Annotated in this window: 16 protein-coding genes; 8 read left to right on the top strand and 8 right to left on the bottom strand. The window is 45.1% G+C overall.

Annotated features, from left to right (window positions below; translation table 11 throughout):
- Window positions 1-36: 36 nt before the first annotated feature.
- Window positions 37-1,257, bottom strand: coding sequence for a signal recognition particle-docking protein FtsY (gene ftsY / locus AACT23_RS07005; RefSeq protein ID WP_094126874.1), 1,221 nt, complete (start codon window positions 1,255-1,257; stop codon window positions 37-39).
- 210 nt (window positions 1,258-1,467) lie between these two features.
- Here ftsY and rsmD point away from each other — a divergent pair, with 210 nt between their 5' ends.
- The gene (gene rsmD / locus AACT23_RS07000) at window positions 1,468-2,067 is read left to right on the top strand and encodes a 16S rRNA (guanine(966)-N(2))-methyltransferase RsmD (protein WP_026028287.1); all 600 of its coding nucleotides are present in this window, start codon (window positions 1,468-1,470) and stop codon (window positions 2,065-2,067) included.
- Window positions 2,064-2,330 carry a DUF1145 domain-containing protein gene (locus tag AACT23_RS06995; RefSeq protein WP_013855495.1) on the top strand — a complete coding sequence of 89 codons (267 nt, stop codon included), beginning with the start codon at window positions 2,064-2,066 and terminating at the stop codon, window positions 2,328-2,330. The genes rsmD and AACT23_RS06995 overlap by 4 nt, the downstream gene beginning before the upstream one ends.
- 75 nt (window positions 2,331-2,405) lie before the next feature.
- On the opposite strand, the gene AACT23_RS06990 is transcribed toward AACT23_RS06995, so the two are convergent.
- The 3 genes from AACT23_RS06990 to AACT23_RS06980 all read right to left on the bottom strand — a co-directional run bounded on the left by AACT23_RS06990 (window position 2,406) and on the right by AACT23_RS06980 (window position 5,008).
- A complete protein-coding gene (locus AACT23_RS06990; protein WP_094126872.1) occupies window positions 2,406-2,993 on the bottom strand; it encodes a YhgN family NAAT transporter in 588 nt (195 codons plus the stop codon).
- Window positions 2,994-3,093: 100 nt separating this feature from the next.
- Window positions 3,094-3,717: a lysoplasmalogenase gene (locus tag AACT23_RS06985; protein WP_013855503.1), complete on the bottom strand. Its 624-nt coding sequence runs from the start codon at window positions 3,715-3,717 to the stop codon at window positions 3,094-3,096.
- Window positions 3,718-4,633: 916 nt separating this feature from the next.
- On the bottom strand, window positions 4,634-5,008 hold the full coding sequence (locus AACT23_RS06980) for a hypothetical protein (protein ID WP_026028288.1): 375 nt from the start codon (window positions 5,006-5,008) through the stop codon (window positions 4,634-4,636).
- A gap of 220 nt (window positions 5,009-5,228) precedes the next feature.
- On the opposite strand from AACT23_RS06980, the gene AACT23_RS06975 reads away from it, so the two are divergent.
- The gene (locus AACT23_RS06975) at window positions 5,229-5,558 is read left to right on the top strand and encodes a DUF2500 domain-containing protein (RefSeq protein ID WP_017044543.1); all 330 of its coding nucleotides are present in this window, start codon (window positions 5,229-5,231) and stop codon (window positions 5,556-5,558) included.
- On the opposite strand, the gene AACT23_RS06970 is transcribed toward AACT23_RS06975, so the two are convergent.
- Window positions 5,555-6,568, bottom strand: coding sequence for an acyltransferase (locus tag AACT23_RS06970; RefSeq protein ID WP_094126870.1), 1,014 nt, complete (start codon window positions 6,566-6,568; stop codon window positions 5,555-5,557). The genes AACT23_RS06975 and AACT23_RS06970 overlap by 4 nt on opposite strands.
- A gap of 220 nt (window positions 6,569-6,788) precedes the next feature.
- On the opposite strand from AACT23_RS06970, the gene AACT23_RS06965 reads away from it, so the two are divergent.
- Complete coding sequence (locus tag AACT23_RS06965; protein ID WP_013855507.1) at window positions 6,789-7,259, top strand: Dps family protein; 471 nt, start codon at window positions 6,789-6,791, stop codon at window positions 7,257-7,259.
- A gap of 63 nt (window positions 7,260-7,322) precedes the next feature.
- On the opposite strand, the gene AACT23_RS06960 is transcribed toward AACT23_RS06965, so the two are convergent.
- Window positions 7,323-8,549, bottom strand: a complete 1,227-nt coding sequence (locus tag AACT23_RS06960; RefSeq protein ID WP_013855508.1) for an EAL and HDOD domain-containing protein — start codon at window positions 8,547-8,549, stop codon at window positions 7,323-7,325.
- Between the two features lie 35 nt (window positions 8,550-8,584).
- Window positions 8,585-9,202, bottom strand: a complete 618-nt coding sequence (gene rhtB / locus AACT23_RS06955) for a homoserine/homoserine lactone efflux protein (RefSeq protein ID WP_026028289.1) — start codon at window positions 9,200-9,202, stop codon at window positions 8,585-8,587.
- Window positions 9,203-9,276: 74 nt separating this feature from the next.
- Between rhtB and AACT23_RS06950 the strand changes: the two genes are divergently transcribed.
- The 4 genes from AACT23_RS06950 (at window position 9,277) to AACT23_RS06935 (ending at window position 13,077) form a co-directional block, all read left to right on the top strand.
- Window positions 9,277-10,254: an alpha/beta fold hydrolase gene (locus AACT23_RS06950; RefSeq protein WP_094126868.1), complete on the top strand. Its 978-nt coding sequence runs from the start codon at window positions 9,277-9,279 to the stop codon at window positions 10,252-10,254.
- Window positions 10,255-10,425: 171 nt separating this feature from the next.
- A complete protein-coding gene (locus AACT23_RS06945; RefSeq protein WP_013855511.1) occupies window positions 10,426-11,253 on the top strand; it encodes a Cof-type HAD-IIB family hydrolase in 828 nt (275 codons plus the stop codon).
- 189 nt (window positions 11,254-11,442) lie between these two features.
- Window positions 11,443-12,471: a COG3650 family protein gene (locus AACT23_RS06940; protein WP_094126866.1), complete on the top strand. Its 1,029-nt coding sequence runs from the start codon at window positions 11,443-11,445 to the stop codon at window positions 12,469-12,471.
- On the top strand, window positions 12,472-13,077 hold the full coding sequence (locus AACT23_RS06935; RefSeq protein ID WP_094126864.1) for a tRNA-uridine aminocarboxypropyltransferase: 606 nt from the start codon (window positions 12,472-12,474) through the stop codon (window positions 13,075-13,077).
- Here the strand turns inward: AACT23_RS06935 and yigB are convergent.
- A complete protein-coding gene (yigB, locus tag AACT23_RS06930; protein ID WP_094123689.1) occupies window positions 13,063-13,776 on the bottom strand; it encodes a 5-amino-6-(5-phospho-D-ribitylamino)uracil phosphatase YigB in 714 nt (237 codons plus the stop codon). The two genes, AACT23_RS06935 and yigB, sit on opposite strands and share 15 nt — an antisense overlap.
- Window positions 13,777-13,778: the final 2 nt, after the last annotated feature.

The following is a 13,778-nucleotide window of genomic DNA, read 5'->3' as shown; positions in this document are numbered from 1 at the left end:
TGGATGATGAGGTGCTCATTGAGCACCCACGCACACTTACTCTTCGCGGCTAAACAGAGCTTCAATAAATTGCTGCGTTTCAAACGGACGTAAATCGTCAATCCCTTCACCAACCCCAATAAAGCGGATCGGAATTTCAAACTGATCGGCCAGCGCAAAAATAACGCCGCCTTTCGCCGTGCCATCCAGCTTGGTTAAGGTGATCCCAGTCACCGGGGCCACTTCACTAAAGAGTTTGGCTTGGCTGATGGCGTTTTGCCCAGTAGCGGCATCTAACGTCAGCATCACTTCATGCGGCGCTGATTGATCAATTTTTTTCATGACGCGCACAATTTTACGCAACTCTTCCATGAGGTTGCTCTTGTTTTGCAAGCGACCAGCGGTATCGGCGATCACCACATCCACGCCACGTGCTTTGGCGGCCTCAATCGCATCATAAATCACTGATGCGCTGTCTGCGCCAGTGTGCTGCGCAATTACTGGTACGTTGTTACGCTCGCCCCACACCTGCAACTGCTCAACAGCCGCCGCACGAAAAGTATCGCCCGCCGCTAAGATCACTTTTTTACCTTGAGCTTGAAACTGTTTGGCCAACTTACCTATCGTGGTCGTTTTGCCTACACCGTTGACGCCGACCATTAAAATAACGTAGGGCGTTTTTTGGCTATCAATCACTAACGGTTGCTCTACTTTGGCCAAAATGTCGGCCATTTCATCTTTCAGTAAACCGTAGAGTGCCTCTCCATCTTTCAACGCGTGGCGAGAGGCTTTTTCTGTCAGATTGCTGATGATTTTGAGTGTGGTCTCCATCCCAACATCGGCAATAAGCAGTTGCTCTTCCAGCTCTTCAAACAGCTCATCATCAATTTTCTTGCCTTTAAACAGACCAAAGAAACCCGCACCAATATTGGCTTTGGTTCGGCTAAGGCTGCGTTTTAAGCGTGCGAAAAAACTCTCGCTGGGTTTTTCTTGCTCTTGGATTCGTGCTTCTGCTTCTGCTTCTGCTTCTGCTTCTGCTTCTGCTTCTGCTTCTGCTTCTGCTTCTGCTTCTGCTTCTGCTTCTGCTTCTGCTAGCGCAGTGTGTGGCTCTTCGATGGGTTGAGCAACTGCCGTCGTTTCTTGTTCTTGCTCAGAATCAACTGGTTCTACAAGCGTAGATGGCTCAAGCACTTGTTCTGTTTCGCTGGTTGATTTACTTGATTCTTCGTCACCAAAACCGAGCCAAGAGAGTAATCCACGTTTCTTTTTTTCCGTCATCTGGGGATATCCTAGATCTACCTAACTAACTAACTACGACCCTTTTCTTGAAGGATTATCCCTCGTAAGAAAAAGAAAAATGACAAAGCAGTGAAAACTTTCCAATTAGATTGGTAAACTTTGTCATTATTGAAATTCAATGGCTATACCAAACCCGTTTCGGGTTGGCAGATTGGGTATAGTATCACTTTATTAGCGGTCAAAAAATCTATGGTAAGACGTCGCCAACAAAACTCATCACAAAATAAGCCTTCAACGGGCTTTGTTCGCATTATTAGTGGCTTATGGAGAGGTCGTAAACTGCCTGTTCATGATGCCCAAGGTCTGCGTCCCACGACGGATCGCGTCAAAGAAACTCTTTTTAACTGGTTAGCACAGGAGATCCCTGGTGCACACTGCTTAGATTTATTTGCAGGCTCTGGCAGCCTTGGGTTTGAAGCCGCCTCAAGGCAAGCAGAATCCGTGACGCTGATTGAACTCAACCCGACGGCATTCAAACAGCTTGAACATAATATTGGTGCGCTCAACGCGACCAACTTACGAGCGATAAATAGTGATGCGCTGGCCTTTCTCAAGCAGCAAGGGACGCCTCACCACGTGGTGTTCATCGATCCGCCGTTTCGCCAAGGCTTATTAAGCGAAGCCGTCTCGCTTTTAGAACAAAATGGCTGGCTTGCCGATGAAGCGCTAATTTATATTGAGACGGAAAAAGAATTGGCGCTAGAAGGCATCCCTGCTAATTGGCATCTACACCGTGAGAAAAACGCAGGCCAAGTCAGTTATCGACTATTTGAGAGGAGCTCGGAATGAGAGTGTTACTGGTACTTGCAAAAGCGGCGATTGCTTTTGTTTGGTTGATTCTATTACTGAATATCTTCATGCCGTTCCCCGGTAAAGCGGCGATTGCACTTTATATTATGACGGCATTTTTGTTCATTATGCACGGACTACAAATGCTGATTTTTATCGGTGCGTTTGGTGACAAGATCAGCATGAGCCGTTGGGAAAAATGGTCGATTCTGGTATTTGGAGTCTTCGCGCTGCTCGATATCCGCCGCAAACACATGACGTAAGTTAACGGCATAAAGAAAGCAACATAGGAAAAGCCGCTTCAAGTTCACACGATAGGCGGCTTTTTTATCCCCGAATCACAGCCCCATATAGCTTTTTACGCCATTTAAGAACATTTGCGTTGAGATCATAACTAGCAATAATCCCATCAAACGCTCGACCGCTTTTAAACCACGTTCACCCAGCACTTTGTGGAAGAAACCGTAGAACATCAAAATGATGAAAGTAGCGCCCCACGCGAGCAGTACAGAGGCTGACAGCTCAAGGAGTTTGTCAGGGTGCTGAGTCGAAAGAAGCAGTAAGGCCGCAATCACTGAAGGACCCGCGATCATCGGAATTGCCATCGGTACGATGAAGGGCTCTTCCCCCGCCGCTAATCCAGTAATGCTACCTGCACTAGGGAAAATCATTTTAATCGAGATGATGAAGAGAATGATACCGCCAGAAATGCTGAGAGTTTCCGGTTGCACGTGCAAAAAACCCATGATGTTTTTGCCAGCAAACAGGAACAACATCAAAATGATCAACGCAAAACAGAGTTCACGCACGAGCACAACACGGCGACGTTTGGGTTCAAGGTGTTTTAAGATGGAGAGCATGACCGGCAGGTTGCCAAGCGGGTCCATGATCAAAAAAAGCATGGTCGCCGCCGATAAAATATCCATCTCTCACTACTCACATCGATTTAAAGTGGCAGCAGTATATCAGCCCAGTCATGAGATTTCGATGCTCCTGAAAGTAACGATATAGATGACGCGATAATGTTTACAAGGCCACCGAGGCAGAGATTAACGCTTGCGCTAATAAATAGCTGCCAGAAATAAGATAGCGCCCACAAGGCAATGGCCTGCGGTAATCGTGAATGGCTAACAAACTGGCCGAGAGCATCAGCACCAGACAGCCAACAAACCCGGCAAAGGCAGGCACTGTTTGCGTCTGCAGCCACAACTCTCCCGCCGCCCACGCCAACTGAACTAACATCATACCCATAATGGTTACGGGAAAGATCAAGGTGTCAATTTGCGGCAGCAATAGGAAAAAAGCCACAATACTGGTCGCAATCAAAAGGGCAGGTAGCCACCACACCATAGTGTCAGAAAGTTGCGCCCAGAAGGCTTTACTGTACATCAACTGTGCGACAAGAAAGCTAGCAAAACAGAGTTTTGAGTAGCGTTGCAACAGATGCAATGTGTCCGCGATTGCGGAAATAAGTAGACCGAGCGTGACCCATAAGATAGGAGAAGTGAGCTGCGTGGTATGGTTTAGAACTATCGCCACCAATAACAGCATACTGAGTGTTTTAAACATTACCGCTTGCTTGATTTTGTTACTTTCAACAGCCGAAATACTAATGAATCCAGACAAAGCAACGGAGAGCCAACTCCACATCTCATTTCCCCTTTAAAAATCTGCGGTCAGTGTAGGCATGTCATCATTGAAGTCCAGCAGATGAACGCAAAAATTGGATCTTGCTAGCGAATCGGAACGTTGGCTTTATTCAACAACAAAGAGTGCGAAAACAATCAAAGCTCACTCTTTACTCACTAACCCTCACTTTCAATCACCACAATGACACCCAGAGACATTCCACTCATTTACAATACACAAACAAAGAAAAACCAACAAAAAACGACACTAAAACAGAAATTATAAAAATAAAAATAAAAATAAAAACAACGATTTAGGCAAAAAACCAAAAGAAAAACTAGAACTTAAAGCCTCTAATAAAAAAACAGCAACAACTGACTTACTAACTAGCAAAAAAACTGGTTTAACCAATTTTATTTGCGAGAACATCTCATTATTAAATTAATTTTTCTCGAAAAATGAGAATTCACCAAACTCTGACAATGATAAGCCACCTAAGATAGTAAAACCAAAAAAAACCATACAAGCAACATCACATTAACCTAATAAAATTAAACAAATTCAACGAATTAAATAAATACAGATTAAAACAACACCAAGAAGAACATTATATAAACACACCAAAACAAGCACTAAACATTGCCAATATTCCCTGAATATGATGATGTTAAGGTGTTATTTTGGATGCTTCATCAAATTGAGGTTGATCAACTAAACAAAGTAGTGCTATTCTCATATTCATAGAATGAAACCACAGAATAAAGGAGCAGTGTTATGATTTCTTCATCTCAAAAACAGGGACTTGTAATGATCGCGGTTATCGTAGGCCTAATGACACTGCCAATGATGTACTAAGTATCTAATTCCCAATAAAAAAGAGGACACCTTCGTGTCCTCTTTTTTTATCTAACGATTGAGTAAAACAACCTAATACCATTTATGGCATTGTGACGTGTTTCGATAGGGCTTCCCAATGAAGATAGTAAAAAAGAAGCGCCGCTAACGTGATTAAGGTCATTAATGAAATGGCTACGCGCCAAATAAAACGACCGCTGCGCGGAGTCAGCTCCTTCTCACATTCATCACACACACGAAGAAATGCTTTGCGATCTTCTAACTGATAGTTATCTTCATGCACAACTTTGTTACGAATAGTGGCAATAAACCTCAGCTTGCCCACCACATCATGTGGTAAACGCTCTTCACAGCTGGTCACCAATTGATGTAACCCCTTCCCCTCAGCGTGATATTGCTCTCTCAACAAACTTTCCAATCGACGCGTTCGCAAAACCACTTTCTCAATATCTGACATTATCGCCCTCCTGTGCCAACTCTGGTGGCGCTCCATCTATTTTTATCATACTTCCCCACGAGATAGTTGAGCATTTTTGCTCGCTAACCTGCCGAGGAAATGTGATATCCGCTGGAAAAAAAACCGTCAAACCAATCAAACTCACGCTTTAGTAGCAAGTAACACTCCTTTGCCATATGTTGCACGCTAAAATGTCGCCTTCATCGCTAAGGAGTTCACCATGCCGCTTTCATTACTTATCGTTGTCGCTTTGTTAGTTATCTCTGCTATTTGGGTATTTAGCTATTTCTATCGTCGCCATGTGCAAGGCGAAAACGCCCCCGAACGCACTGCTAATGTCACGATTATCGACAAGCAAGCCATCGTCATCCCTCATGCTCGCCCTGGGGAAGAGGATCAGGAGTTCTGGATTTACGTCCAAAAAGGCAAACTTGGCCCAAAGCGGGAATTTCAAGTCGGCGTGCATTATTACCATGCACTTAACCCAGGCGACCAAGGAATGCTGACTTATTGCGGACACAAGTTTCTACACTTTGCACTCAAGCGTTAAGGTAATAACCAACGTGTTTTTGCAGAGCGAGCAACCCATATACTCACCGCCAGTGATCCTGCGCCGCTTACGAGAATCCATAACGGGATCACCCATGCGGGATTCCCTTGATCCCACCCATACTCTTTTACAGGCCATAGAAAGATGGGATGTAATAAATAGATGCCTAAGCTGTGCTGGCTTATCACACTTACGACTTGCTTAGCACGAGCGGGCAATCTCTCAGCAAAATATCGACACACTATAAATATCATGCTGGCGGCTAACACAACGTTCAGTGTTTTATAAGAGAGCCAGCGACCAATCGTATACTCACCCGCTGCGACACTGTGGCTGACCACCATCCATACCGTCGTCAATAGTGCCAGACAGCCAAGCAGAATCGCCATACATAGCGTTACTCGGTTGAGTGGCACCTTCTGATAGAGCAAGTAACCCAACGGTAAATAACCAGCAAACAGCCATAGCTCATTGCTCCAAGGGCCATCAATACCGCATAAAAATAAGGTGGTCGTCAGCAGCCACACGGCAACTAATGCGTACAGCGCTTTATCATCAACTCTTCGGACCAGCAGTTGTAGAAAAGGGATCACAAAATAAAGTGGGATAAAGTAATAAAAAAAACCTAAATGGTAATACGTTGCGTGGTGCGTACTGTTACTCAGCACCGCCTTTGCAACTTGCCCATCAAATCCACTCGCACTCCAGCCGGACAAATAAGCATAGAAGAGCGACCAAACGATAAATGGCAGCAAAACTTTGCCAAGACGTCGCTGAACATAATAACGCGCATCAAAAGGGCGACGATCACTGAGCATTAAGGCTCCAGTGATCAATATAAAGACTGGCACAGCCCAACGGCTTACACTATTGATGCCAACCGCAACCACCCACTGCTCAAAAGGAATATAACCGAGTTGCTGCCGATAGGGGGCCAACACATGAATACCGATCACCGCTACAGCCGCCAAACAGCGCAATAAATCAAAAAAAATAACTCGTTTGGTCATAGTGCCTATCCACAGTGTTTTAAGGTTTCTACTATAAAGTTGAAATAGTTGGCTATGTAATCCGCAAGTCAATTATCGGTAAAGGATCACTAACGCCATTATAATTAATAGCTAATACCTATCGAATAAATCAATCAAAACGAATTTATTTTGTTCACTTCAAGGTGCAATCTAATGCTTAACAAGAGAAATCACTTATCCATGACAACGAGGTGAACACATGACAACAAATTTGATCGGTTTAGATACCAACCAAAGCCAACAACTTGCACAAGCGTTAAACCAATTATTGGCTAACTACCAAGTGTTTTATATGAATACTCGTGGTTACCATTGGAATATCAAAGGAAAAGAGTTCTTTGAATTGCACGCAAAATTTGAAGAGATTTACACTGACATACAGGTCAAAATTGATGAGTTAGCGGAACGAGTTTTGACTTTAGGTTATCAACCGTTGCATAGCTTCAGCGCCTATTTAGCAACAGCACAAGTGTCAGAACACACTAATGCAACTAATGGTCAAGAAACCATGCAAGGATTGGTTAAGGGATTCAGTGTATTGATCCACCAGCAACGAGAAATTCTTGAAATTGCAACGCAGGCGGGAGATGAAGGCACTTCAGCACTGATGAGTGACTACATCCGCGAACAAGAGAAACTGGTATGGATGCTGAATGCTTGGCTGCAATAAACCCCAAGTTTGGGCAAACCGCCGTCGCTCATGACGGCGGTTTTTATATTCGCACGAAATTTATTACAGCAAACGATGAATATCTTGACTCCAGCGCTGCGCCGCCGAAAGCTCATCACTGACTTGATTTAATTCAAGCCCTAGCAGATCACAATGGCTTTCCACTCCTTGCCAGTCCGCTTGCTCAAAACACTCCTCAAGTGCCAACAGCTCGCCAATGGGTCCTTCACGCTTTTGCAGTGCTAGTTTGACCACGTCACACAAGGGTAACTGCGCAACCAGCTCTTCAATTGAAATATCCAGTAAGGCATCTAACACAGAAAAAAGACCAATTAAAAAAGCTTGCTCGCGATGTTGACGAAATGAAGGATGCCCAGACATTAATTGGCAAAATTGAGCACGTTGCAAAGAGAGGTTATACAACTCTTTCGGCTTTTTAGCTGAGACAAATGAAGCAACGGCTAGTGATACAAAGGTTTTGAGTTTATCTTGACCAAGATAGACCAAAGCTTGACGAAAAGAGGAAATCGGCACGGATAAGCGATCAGACATAGTGTTGACGAATCTGAGCAACTTGTATGAGAGCGCTACATCTTGCGCGACAATGTATTCAATCCGTTCAAAATCAGCATTTGGCTTACAAACTTCTCGAAACAGCTCCAAGGCGATAATCTGCTCTGGTCCAACATAACGCTGCTTGATCATTTCTGGTTTACTAAAGAAATAACCTTGGAAAAAGCTAAAACCGGCATTACGTGTCACGGTGAACTGGTGATCCGTTTCAACTCGTTCCGCTAAATAACGACGCTTACTGCCTTCCGCTAAACGCTGACGTACAAACTCGCAAGCGTGATCTAAGCCCAGCGCCATAATATCGAGCTTGACGATATGCACATAACTCAGAAAGCGTTCCCATTCTGGCGCATACACAAAGTCATCCAGCGCCACCAGATAGCCACGCCGATACAACTCTTTAATCGCCTCAAGCAGTTCATCCGTCGGCTCACAGGTTTCGAGCACTTCCACCACAATTTGTTCTCGCGGCAACGTTAAAGGCAGACGGCGAATTAAACTCTTGTAGGGAAAATTAATAAAACAACGTGATTTGGGAATATTGGGATTGATCCCCACCGCAAGAAAGTTTTCGACGATCAAGCGATACGTGGCTCGATTCGACTCAATGTGCGCTGGAAACGCGTTTTTTTCCCCATCACGAAAGAGCAATTCATAGCCAAGCGTATGCTGCTTGGCATTTAAGATCGGTTGTCGTGCGACATAAGAATAATGCATTAGTGATTAACAACTAATAATTGAGACATAGCCATCTAGGACTTCGCCACTGCCAGTAGCGCTCCACAACCAATAAACATCGAGCCAAATACTCGGTTAATCTTACTCATGACACTCTCTGAACGAATAAAGCGCCCCATTCGTGCGGCTAAGGAGGTGTAACCAAGCATCACAATCGAATCAATGGTTACCGTGGTCACGCCTAACACCAACAATTGAATGAACTGATCTTGGGTTGGGTCAATAAATTGTGGAAAAAGCGCCACCAGAAAGACGATGGATTTAGGATTTGTCAGGTTGATCAACACCGCTCGACGCAATAAAGACCAACTCGTTTGCATTTGAGCCGTTGCATTGGTCATCATACTTGAACGATCACGCCATTTTTGAACACCTAACCACACCAGATACGCAGCACCAACCCACTTAATCACACTAAATGCCATGGCTGATTGTGCCACTAAGGCACCAATTCCGGCTCCCACCAACATGATGTGAAAAGCCAAACCCAATTGTAAACCCACAATCGCGGCTAGTGATTTACGTGTACCGTAGCTAAGGCCATTGCTGATGGAATTGACCGTACCTGAACCCGGCGCCAAACTAAACAGTATCGCGGTCACCACATAGGCAAGCCAAACATGAGTATCCATTGCAATTCCTCTCAACTAGACTAATCTAGCCTAAAAATGAACTATTCCTCGAATCTGTCCAATAAGAATAATCTATGAATCAGACGAGTCCAAACTCCCCACCTTATACTCAAGAGTCTTTCTTTGAGCAAGTGATCAATACCACGATTGCCGATTTCTGGCACTCCAGAGAAGAAGGTTTTATCAAATCTGCTGATAAAACAAAACTTTATTGGTGCAAACTTACCTCGCCTCAACACTCAAAGGCGATCTTCGTCGTTAACGGACGAATTGAATCTTGCTGGAAATATCAGGAGCTATTTTATGATTTTTTCCAACAAGGTTATGATATTTATTCTTTTGATCACCGTGGCCAAGGGCTTTCTGATCGATTAATCGACGATCCACAAATCGGCCATGTCGGTGAATTTGATGACTACATTTTAGACATGCAGCGTGTCATTGAGCACTTTGACTTAAGCCATTATGCACAACGTTTTCTCGTCGCTCATTCGATGGGCGGTGCCATTGCGACCCGGTATGTACAAACATACCCTCAACACCCGTTTGCGGCTATGGTGCTCAGCGCGCCAATGTTTGGTGTCAACATGCCATGGCAATTACGTCCTATCGCCATGACACTGAGCCAAGTGCTGACGGCGATGTATAGCAAACCAACCTATGCGCCGGGCTATCAAGCCTATTCGGCAAAGCCTTTTGAGATTAACCCATTAAGTCAAAGTCAGGTGCGTTACCAATGGTTTCGAGACCTGTACCAACGCAAACCCGAATTGCAAGTTGGCGGCCCTAGCACGCGCTGGGTATGGCAAGGGCTCATGGCAGCGAAGCTGTGCCAACTAATGACTCGTCAAGTGAAGTTACCAACACTCATCTTGCAAGCAGGACAGGATGAAATTGTCAGTAATGCGGATCAAATTCGCTTTGTCACTAAGCTGGCGAAAACCAATCCATCTAGCAAGCTGGTCATCATTGAAGGAGCAAAGCATGAGCTCTTTTTTGAAAAGGATTGCTATCGAAACCAAGCACTTGATGAGCTATTTAAGCAATTCTAATCTCTTGAGAACACGGTTTAATCACGGTGTTAGAACTGAGCAAATAGAGGAAATTTCAATTGAGAGTTTTACCCTCTTTTTCCTCTTTAAGATGGCGTAAACTAAGCCACACCAAAGTTTCTCCACCATCTGCGATCTGCAAACCAAATCGACCATGATAATGAGGGTTTTATGACCACCGAATGTAAAGAGCACGCGATTCATATCGTGGCGTCCGATCTCGACGGTACACTACTTGCGCCAAACCACCAATTGAGCGAATTCACCAAGCAAACGCTACAAGCACTTCACCAAAAAGGCTTTACTTTCATCTTCGCTACCGGTCGCCATCACGTTGATGTGGCGGGTATTCGCCAGTTAGCAGGCATTCCAGCCTACATGATTACTTCCAATGGTGCGCGCGTTCACGATCAACATGACAACCTGATGTATAGTAAAAATGTACCGCAAGAATTGGTACAGCCCGTCATTGATGTGTTTAAGCAAAACCCTGATATTTTTGTTCACATCTATCAAGATGAATCGTGGTTATTGAATAAAGAAGATGAAACGCTGCGTGATTTCCACGAAGAATCCGGCTTTAGCTACCAAGTATTTGATGTCAATAACGCACCTACCGAGGGCGTCGCCAAAATATTCTTCACCCACCCAGCGCAAGATCATGAGTTATTAGCTCAGTTTGAAGAACGCTTAAACGATATTTTTGGCGACAAACTGAACGTCGCCTTCTCAACACCTTGGTGTTTGGAAGTGATGGCAGCAGAAGTGTCGAAAGGGGATGCGCTCAAAGCCGTTGCAGAATCATTAAACCTGACCCTAGATAACTGTATTGCGTTTGGCGATGGTATGAACGATGTGGAAATGCTGTCGATGGCTGGTAAAGGCTTGGTGATGGGCACATCGCATCAAAAAGTGTTCAATGCACTGCCTAATAACACCGTGATTGGTAGCAATGCAGAAGACGCCGTGGCTCACTATTTGCGTGAACATTTATTGTAACAGCAGCCTGCAGTAACGAGCGGTCACAAAACACAGCGCCATTTGAGCGCTGTGTTTTTGTTCATAACGGCTTTGCGATTTATCTCTGATTCTTGTCCGCGGGTTGTTAAATTCACACCCATCAGTTCAATTTTCCAGCGCCTTTATGCCATAATCTAGCCTCGTTGCATTGCCCAAAAAGAGTCTGCTATGAAAGTGCTTCACTGTTCCGCGCTGTTATTGACCACGTTAATGCTGCAAGCCTGCGCGACAAAAAACGCATCACTGCCACCAGCCGTACCGATGGCGAGTTTGGATAAACCCAGCTCAATCAAAGCACAGCCCTTTATTATGCGTGGAGAAGTCGTGGTAGGTCATGAGGCGCAAACCTTTACACCTTGTGGTAGCAATCAACAATATTGGCTAGCACTGACGCCACAGCAGACTCAGCAAGCCTTGAGTTTGGCTCGCTCGCCTTATCAGCCTTTGTATGGCGAACTCATTGGTACTTTATCAGCGCCAAGCCGCACAGGCTTCGATGCCGATTCCAGCGCACGTTTCAACGTGACCAGCATCAATATGCTCAGTGCTGAAAATCCTAAACGCTGCAATCAACCACTCAAACCGACACGCGCTTTTGGCAACGAACCATCATGGTCCATCCACTTTGAAGGGAAAAACCTTAACTTTCAAACCATCAGCGGTGAAACTCAAACATTCGCTATCACAAAAAGTCAGCTATCTGAAACTAAGCGTGAGTACCAAATGAATCAAGGTTCGCTGCTCCTCACACAAAAAATGTGCAGTGACGGGATGAGTGACTCGCTGTACGGCTGGAGTTCCACCTTGAAAGTCGGTGAGAAAAGCTATCAGGGGTGTGCCACCTTAGGTAATAGTGATGCGACGCTTCCATGGGTTGGGGCTTATCATGCTACTTCGACCCAAAATAGGGATTTCACGATTCGTTTGCAACTGAATGCGGATCATACCGCTAGCACTCATTATGACTACAACGATGGTCAGCCATCGACCGTTGAAAAGGGGTTTTGGCAACCATTAAACCTAAATCAGATCCAAGTTGTCATGACGCGCCACCAGCAACAATATCTGCTTTCTGAACGTCTCTTTACTCGCACTGGTTACCAACTGAAAGCAGAAAAAGAGAAGGTGGGCGATGTACTCTACCCTATCGCCAATGGCGGTTTAACGTTATTTTCTGAAAATATCGAGACACCATAAGTGACCAGACCGTGCCCTTGCCCAGTTTGCCATTTTAGCTATCAATGCCTCTGTTCACTGCAACCAACACTGGATAGCCAACTGCGCATTGCACTACTGATGCATGAAAATGAACCGCATCGAGCGACCAATACTGGCAAGCTGCTGCTGCGTAGCTTGCCCAATTCCTCTGTGTACATCTGGGACCGAGTCTCTACGGCGAAATCATTACAAAAGAGAATTCTAGATGAGAAGTTAAACGCTGTGGTTATTTTCCCTTCGACGCGCAGTCAATCGCTCACCGAATACCAATCTCTCTCAACGTCTGACACTCAAGAAATCGTGTTTATTATCCTAGATGGGACATGGCAAGAAGCCAAGAAGATACTCAATAAGAGCCCTTGGTTATCCGATTTACCGCAGCTACACCTCACCCCAAATCAAATCTCTCAGTATGGATTAAGGCGAAATCAAGATGCTGGTCATTTATGCACGTTAGAAGTGGGCGTTGAGCTGCTCAACTCTCTCGGAGAACCAAATAACGCGAGAGAGTTACGCGCGTTTTTTACTTACTATCTCAAGGCTTTTCAAGCGGATAAAAGCGGTCACGCCCTAAAGCTGCAGTAATGAATCCAGTTGATGGATTTCAATATCAGGCAACACTTTGGCCTTACGAGTGGCGAGCAAGGTTTGGCCTTGATCGTTATACCAACAGGCTTGAAAACCATTACATTTTGCGCCTTGCACATCGGTTATCAGATGATCACCAACGTGTAAAATCGAGGCTGCAGGTAACTGTAATGCAGCCTGCGCTTTGTCAAAAAGATCCGGATACGGCTTAGCCAAGCCATCGGGACCCGCTTTAAAAATTTGTTGAAAATAATGCCCCAAGCCAATTTTGTGCGGGTCAACATTGCCGTTGGTAATCGCCACTAACGGCATGCGCTTTGCCAGTTCGGTCATCACGCGGTGCGTCTTCTCTGGCACCGTGATTAAGTGACGTAACCGCAACACTTCTTCAATGGCATTCTGCGCAGCCTGTAAAGCAAGTTGCGGCGAATAGCCTAATTGAATTAAGCCTTGTTCTATCTGCTTAAATCGCCACTGAGTGACATCATGGCCGAGCAGTGGCTCTTGCAGCGCCAGTTGCTGTTTAAGTTGCTGCCACCAACTTATCGGACGCGTCGCGGAAAGCGGATGATGAGTGTGCAGCCACACGACCATTTGCTGCTCAACATGATGGATCACTGGATGGTTGTCATACAACGTGTCGTCCAAATCAAAGCTCATCGCTTTAATGGGGCCGATATTGCGATAAAAGTGCATGC

It is taken from the genome of Vibrio sp. V09_P4A23P171, assembly GCF_963875615.1.
Taxonomy (GTDB): Bacteria; Pseudomonadota; Gammaproteobacteria; order Enterobacterales; family Vibrionaceae; genus Vibrio; species Vibrio anguillarum.
The sequence above is the reverse complement of the archived record's forward strand: the minus strand, read 5'-3'. Positions and strand labels throughout refer to the sequence as shown.

Bases quoted from the DNA above. Each gene is read 5' to 3' on its own strand.
- ftsY (WP_094126874.1), bottom strand. From the start codon at position 1,257: ATGACGGAAAAAAAGAAACGTGGATTACTCTCTTGGCTCGGTTTTGGT.
- rsmD (WP_026028287.1), top strand. From the start codon at position 1,468: ATGGTAAGACGTCGCCAACAAAACTCATCACAAAATAAGCCTTCAACG.
- AACT23_RS06995 (WP_013855495.1), top strand. From the start codon at position 2,064: ATGAGAGTGTTACTGGTACTTGCAAAAGCGGCGATTGCTTTTGTTTGG.
- AACT23_RS06990 (WP_094126872.1), bottom strand. From the start codon at position 2,993: ATGGATATTTTATCGGCGGCGACCATGCTTTTTTTGATCATGGACCCG.
- AACT23_RS06985 (WP_013855503.1), bottom strand. From the start codon at position 3,717: ATGTGGAGTTGGCTCTCCGTTGCTTTGTCTGGATTCATTAGTATTTCG.
- AACT23_RS06980 (WP_026028288.1), bottom strand. From the start codon at position 5,008: ATGTCAGATATTGAGAAAGTGGTTTTGCGAACGCGTCGATTGGAAAGT.
- AACT23_RS06975 (WP_017044543.1), top strand. From the start codon at position 5,229: ATGCCGCTTTCATTACTTATCGTTGTCGCTTTGTTAGTTATCTCTGCT.
- AACT23_RS06970 (WP_094126870.1), bottom strand. From the start codon at position 6,568: ATGACCAAACGAGTTATTTTTTTTGATTTATTGCGCTGTTTGGCGGCT.
- AACT23_RS06965 (WP_013855507.1), top strand. From the start codon at position 6,789: ATGACAACAAATTTGATCGGTTTAGATACCAACCAAAGCCAACAACTT.
- AACT23_RS06960 (WP_013855508.1), bottom strand. From the start codon at position 8,549: ATGCATTATTCTTATGTCGCACGACAACCGATCTTAAATGCCAAGCAG.
- rhtB (WP_026028289.1), bottom strand. From the start codon at position 9,202: ATGGATACTCATGTTTGGCTTGCCTATGTGGTGACCGCGATACTGTTT.
- AACT23_RS06950 (WP_094126868.1), top strand. From the start codon at position 9,277: ATGAATCAGACGAGTCCAAACTCCCCACCTTATACTCAAGAGTCTTTC.
- AACT23_RS06945 (WP_013855511.1), top strand. From the start codon at position 10,426: ATGACCACCGAATGTAAAGAGCACGCGATTCATATCGTGGCGTCCGAT.
- AACT23_RS06940 (WP_094126866.1), top strand. From the start codon at position 11,443: ATGAAAGTGCTTCACTGTTCCGCGCTGTTATTGACCACGTTAATGCTG.
- yigB (WP_094123689.1), bottom strand. From the start codon at position 13,776: ATGCACTTTTATCGCAATATCGGCCCCATTAAAGCGATGAGCTTTGAT.